The sequence below is a fragment of the Longimicrobium sp. genome, from assembly GCA_036387335.1.
Lineage (GTDB): Bacteria > Gemmatimonadota > Gemmatimonadetes > Longimicrobiales > Longimicrobiaceae > Longimicrobium.
The window spans coordinates 1-5,064 of sequence record DASVTZ010000129.1; the positions used below are offsets into that span (position 1 = coordinate 1).

General features: G+C 70.6%; 5 protein-coding genes. All 5 read right to left on the reverse strand.

Annotated features, from left to right (window positions below):
• Window positions 1–162 precede the first annotated feature (162 nt).
• The 5 genes from VF647_12125 to VF647_12145 all read right to left on the reverse strand — a co-directional run bounded on the left by VF647_12125 (window position 163) and on the right by VF647_12145 (window position 4,609).
• Window positions 163–975, reverse strand: coding sequence for a glutaminyl-peptide cyclotransferase (locus tag VF647_12125; protein HEX8452839.1), 813 nt, complete (start codon window positions 973–975; stop codon window positions 163–165).
• A gap of 158 nt (window positions 976–1,133) precedes the next feature.
• On the reverse strand, window positions 1,134–1,871 hold the full coding sequence (locus tag VF647_12130; protein ID HEX8452840.1) for an ABC transporter permease subunit: 738 nt from the start codon (window positions 1,869–1,871) through the stop codon (window positions 1,134–1,136).
• Window positions 1,868–2,809 (reverse strand): ABC transporter ATP-binding protein, encoded by a 942-nt coding sequence (locus VF647_12135; GenBank protein HEX8452841.1) that lies wholly within the window; start codon window positions 2,807–2,809, stop codon window positions 1,868–1,870. Before VF647_12135 ends, VF647_12130 begins: the two co-directional genes overlap by 4 nt.
• A complete protein-coding gene (locus tag VF647_12140; GenBank protein ID HEX8452842.1) occupies window positions 2,806–3,696 on the reverse strand; it encodes a hypothetical protein in 891 nt (296 codons plus the stop codon). Before VF647_12140 ends, VF647_12135 begins: the two co-directional genes overlap by 4 nt.
• The gene (locus VF647_12145) at window positions 3,683–4,609 is read right to left on the reverse strand and encodes an ABC transporter ATP-binding protein (protein ID HEX8452843.1); all 927 of its coding nucleotides are present in this window, start codon (window positions 4,607–4,609) and stop codon (window positions 3,683–3,685) included. The genes VF647_12140 and VF647_12145 overlap by 14 nt, the downstream gene beginning before the upstream one ends.
• Window positions 4,610–5,064 lie beyond the last annotated feature (455 nt).

A 5,064-nucleotide genomic window follows, 5' to 3' on the forward strand; every position in this document is an offset into this window, starting at 1 on the left:
GAAGCGGAGCAGGATGGGGAAGAAGCGTCCCAGGGCCTTGGTGATGAAGCCCAGGACCACCGTGTTCAGGATGAGGCGTAGCAGGAACATGGGGATGCCGCGGTCAGGGGGGCGCGTCGCTCGTGACGGTCCCTACGCGGCGCCCGCCGCGCGGGTTTCAAGCTACGGCGTCGTCGCCGCCTTCAGCTCCTGCGCGGACACCTCGAAGACCCGCGACCACAGCTTCCCCGTCACGAAGAGCCGCCCCGTCGCCTCGTCGAACGCGATCCCGTTAGGCACGGCCTCGGGGTCGGCGGCGGTGGCTTCGGGAAGGAGGTCGCCCACGTCCAGCCACCCGATCACGTGCCCGTCGCGCGGATCGATGCGGGCGATCCAGTCCTTGTGCCACACGTTCGCCCAGATCTCGCCGCGCACCCACTCCAGCTCGTTGAGCTGGTCCACGTACTCCGTCCCGTTCTTCACCTCCAGCGTCTTCGACACCTGAAAGCTGTTCGGGTCGATGAAGCGCAACGCCGACGATCCGTCGCTCAGGATCAGCGAGGTGCCGTCGGTGGCCAAGCCCCAGCCTTCCCCTTCGTACCGGAAGGTGCCGGTCCGCTGGAAGGTGGTGAGGTCGTAGATGAAGCCGGTGTTGTTCTGCCAGGTGAGCTGGAAGGCGCGGTTGCCGATCACGGCCAGCCCCTCGGCGAAGTACTCGCGGGGGATGTCGACGCGCTGCAGCACCTCGCCCGTCTCGAGCTTCACGCGCCGCAGCGACGACTCGCCGAAGCGGCCGGTGCTCTCCAGCAGCTCGCCGTTGCGGAAGACGAGCCCCTGCGTGAACGCCCTGGGGTCGTGCGGATAGCTGCGGACGATCTTGACCGGCTGCACCGGTGCGCCGGTCTCGGTGGCGGCGTTGGAGTCGTCGCCGCACGCGCCAAAGGTGGCGGCGGATGCCATCAGGGCACCGGCGATGAGGGTTCGTGATCGTTGCATCATGTTACCGGGGAGTGCGTTCATATTCTGGAGATTAGCGCAGAAGAGGGCATTGGGCAAACTGCAATCTCACGCGGAGGCGCGGAGACGCGGAAGAGGGGCGGAGTTCTCTCTGCGTCTCCGCGCCTCCGCGTGAGCCATGCTGTTGCTGTTGTGGTTTACCCCGCTTCGCCCACCTCGAATGCGCGCAGACGGCGGATGGCGAAGAGCACCGCGCCCACGGCGAACAGCACGGACATCACGGCGGCGGCGGTGGGGGTGACGCTGGCCTTGATGACGTTCGCGGGGAGCCCGGCGAGCCGGTTCGCGAGGGTGAGGACGAACTGGATGATGCTGAGGTAGCGCGCGCCGGGCGCCTGCGCCGCGATGATCCCCTCCCAGACGACGACGTACACCAGCCCCGCCACCAGCGCCCGCCGCGTCACCAGGCTCAGCGCCACGAAGACGGCCGAGTACAGCAGCGCCCCCACCGCCACCGCCACGGCGAAGGCCACCCCCACGCTCCACTTTTTCGCGGCGCCGGCCACGGGAACCACCAGCAGCGCCGCGGGCACCGTCAGCAGCGCGGTCACGGCGGCGGCGACCAACACGCGCGTCAGCACGATGCGCCAGCGCGCCACCGGCTTGGAGAGGACGTACAGTGCCGTCCCGTCGTCGATCTCCGCGCCGAAGACGCCGGTGCCGATCACCAGCGCCACGATCGGCAGGATGACCGGGAGGATGATCATCGTCTCCAGCTCGAGGGCGTTGGTCATGGCGGCGTCGCCGGTGCGGCGGAGGATGGCGGCGATGCCCACGGGCAGGAGCCCGAATGCGGCAAGCGCCAGCGCACGGCGCCGCGCCAGGATCTGCCGCGCGGTCACGGATGCGAGCGCGCGCTCCACGGCCAGGATCATCGTTGCACCAGGTAGGAGAAGACGCTCTCGAGCGATTCGTCGGAGGGGCGCACCTCGCGCAGCGTGACGCCCATGGAGCGCGCGACTTTGGGCAGCGCGTGCGCAAAGGCGCTGCGGTCCTCGGTGCGCACGGTCAGCCCCGCGTCCGACAGCTCAGCGCCCGCGACGGAGGGGTCCGCGAAGAGGGCGGCGGCCAGGCGGCGGTCGTCGCTGGAGCGCAGGACGAAGGTGTGCGGGCGGTCCGTCATCAGCCGCCGGATCTCGCGGAAGTGCCCTGATGCCGCCAGCCGCCCCGCCACCAGCACGAGCACGCTGTCCGCCAGCCGGTCCAGCTCCTCCAGGATGTGCGACGAGATCAGCACCGTGCGCCCCGCGTCCGCCTGGGCGCGCAGGAGCTCCATCATGTGCAGCCGCTGGCCGGGGTCCATCCCGTTGAACGGCTCGTCCAGCAGCAGGATGCGCGGGTCGTGCACCAGCGCGCCGGCCACCTTGGCGCGCTGCCGCATCCCCTTGGAAAAGGTGCCGATCTTCCGGTCCGCAGCCCCGCGCAGGTCCACCTCGTCCAGGGCACGCTCGGTGGCGCCGGCGGGGTCCGCGACGCCCTGCATCACCGCGTTGAAGCGCACGAACTCGCGGGCGGTTAGAAAAGGCTGCACAGCTTCCCGCTCGGGCACCAGCCCCAGGGCGCGGTACGCCTCCGGGTTGCGCCACGCGGGCCGCCCCTCCACCAGCACGCTCCCGGCGGATGGAGCCAGGAAGCCGGCCATCATGTGCAGCAGGGTGGACTTGCCGGCGCCGTTGGGCCCCAGCAACCCCGTGATCCCCGCCGCGAGCGAAAAGGAGACGTCGTTGATGGCCACCACGTTGCCGTACCAGCGCGACGCGGCGCGCAGCTCCAGCGCGGGCGTGGCGGCCGCGGGGGTGAACGCGGCGCTCACGTGCGCACCCGCGAGTAGCGCGCGAAGATCGCGAGCGACGCCAGCACCACGAACGCCACCGCCATCCCCGCGTAGCCCGGCCCGCTCACCGGGTTCGGCGGAACAGGACCGCCGCCCGGGCCGGCCGCCGGGACGTCGAAGAGCCAGCGCATCAGCCCCGCCAGCACGAGCAGGGGGCTCATCAGCGTGCCGTACCCGGGCGATCCCGTGGCGCTGTTCTTCTGCACCACGGCGGAGACGACGGTCGTCAGGAACATCGTTCCGAAGATGGCCGCGGTCCCCAGCGCGCGCCGGGCCGTGAACGACGCCACCGCCACCGAAAGCGAGCCCATCACCGCCGCGATGGCCAGCGTGGATGCGAGCACGGGAAGGGCGGAGCCCCGCTCGGCGCGCAGCACGGCCCCCACGTCGTTCGCCGCGGCCAGCCGGCCGATGAAGAGCAGGACCATCGGTGCCAGCACCAGCATCCACACGGTGGCGACCATCGCCAGGAGCTTTGCGCCGGCGTAGTCGTGGCGGCGCAGCGGACGCGAAAAATACAGCGGCAGCACGCGGTGATGCTGGTCCGTGCTCACCAGCTCCGGCGCCTGCGCCGCGCAGAAGAGCAGCACCAGCGGCTGCACGTAGCGGAAGTACGACGAGTACTCCAGCAGCTTCCCCTCCCCCTGCGAAACGATTCCCACCAGCACCTGGACGACCGCGGGCATGCAGATGAGGAAGAGCAGCAGGAACGGGATGATGAGCGCCTTTCCGCCGCGACCCAGCCCCCACGCCTGGCGCAGCGAGTGGACCAGGAGGGTGCGGAACGCGTATCCGCGCCCCAGCCGCGCCCCCTCGTAGCGCTGGTACCCGATGTCGTAGATGACGCCTGCTTCAGCGGCGCGCATGCGCGTCTCCGTGGGCCGGGGTGCGGAAGAGCTCCTGCAGCGAGTGGCGGCGAGGCTCCATCCTCACCAGCGCCAGCCCCAGGTCGGCGGCGGCGTCGCGCACCGCGTCGTACGGCCCGTCGCCGCGCAGGGGAAGCAGGAGGAGCGGTCCCTCCGCGTGCGCCTCCACCCCGGCGGCGGTGAGGCGGGCGAGCAGCTCGTCGGTCCCCTCGTCCACCTCCACCGCGAGCACCCCTTCCTCGCCGGTGAAGGAGCCGAGCGGCGCCGCGCTCAGCAGCCGCCCCCCGTCGATGGCCACCAGGAAGTCGCACACCTGCTCGATCTCCCCCAGCAGGTGCGAGCAGACGAGCACCGCGATGCCGAACTCGTTGCCGGTGCGCTCGATCAGCTCCAGCATCTCGTCGCGCCCGGCGGGGTCGAGGCCGTTGGTGGGCTCGTCCAGCAGGAGGAGCCGGGGGTCGTGCACCAGCGCCTGCGCCAGCTTCACCCGCTGCTTCATCCCGGTGCTGTAGCCGCTGACGGGCCGGTAGCGCTCCTCGTACAGCCCCACGTGCCGAAGCATCTCGGCCGTCCGCTCGCGTGCGGCGGCGCGCGGCAGCCCCGCCAGCCGCCCCATGTGCGACACCAGCTCGGTCGCCGTGAGCTGGGGCGGAAGGCAGTCGTGCTCCGGCATGTACCCCACGAGCTGGCGCACGGCCAGGCTCTCCGCGACGGCGTCGCGGTCCAGCACGCGCACGGTGCCCTGCGTGGGCGTCAGCAGCCCCAGCAAGATCTTGATGAAGGTGCTCTTTCCGGCCCCGTTGGCGCCCACGAACCCGATGATCCCGGGCTCCAGCTCCAGCGAGAGCCCGTCCAGCGCGGTCACGCCGCCAGGATAGCGGTGGGTGAGGTCCTGTACGGAGATCAGGGGCATGTAGGCGTGGGGGGAGGTTCGGCGGGGAAGTGCGTGAGTGCGTTAGTGCGTGAGTGCGCTGGCCCGCCGAAGTTTAGCGGCGGCCGCATGATCCAGCCAGCGCGGCAAGGGGTCGGTCTGCTCCGCCGGCCTCCTGCCACACGCAGTAGATCCTTCGCTCCGCGCCACAGGTTGGTGGATGGGTGAGATCGGGGTGGCGCGTCGCTCAGGATGACAGGGTAAGGGAACCCTCGCCCCCTTTTGTCATCCTGAGAGAGCCGCCTACGAGATCTGCGCCGCGATCGGTACTCCTTGCGGCGGCCGCAGGATCCAGCCAGCGCGGCAATGGGTCGGTGTGCTCCGCCGGCCTCTTGCCACGCGCAGTAGATCCTTCGCTCCGCGCCACGGGTTGGTGGATGGGTGAGATCGGGGTGGCGCGTCACTCAGGATGACAGGGTAAGGGAACCCTCGCCCCC

Coding starts and splice junctions, on each gene's coding strand:
- VF647_12125 (HEX8452839.1), bottom strand. CDS start 975: ATGCAACGATCACGAACCCTCATCGCCGGTGCCCTGATGGCATCCGCC.
- VF647_12130 (HEX8452840.1), bottom strand. CDS start 1,871: ATGATCCTGGCCGTGGAGCGCGCGCTCGCATCCGTGACCGCGCGGCAG.
- VF647_12140 (HEX8452842.1), bottom strand. CDS start 3,696: ATGCGCGCCGCTGAAGCAGGCGTCATCTACGACATCGGGTACCAGCGC.
- VF647_12145 (HEX8452843.1), bottom strand. CDS start 4,609: ATGCCCCTGATCTCCGTACAGGACCTCACCCACCGCTATCCTGGCGGC.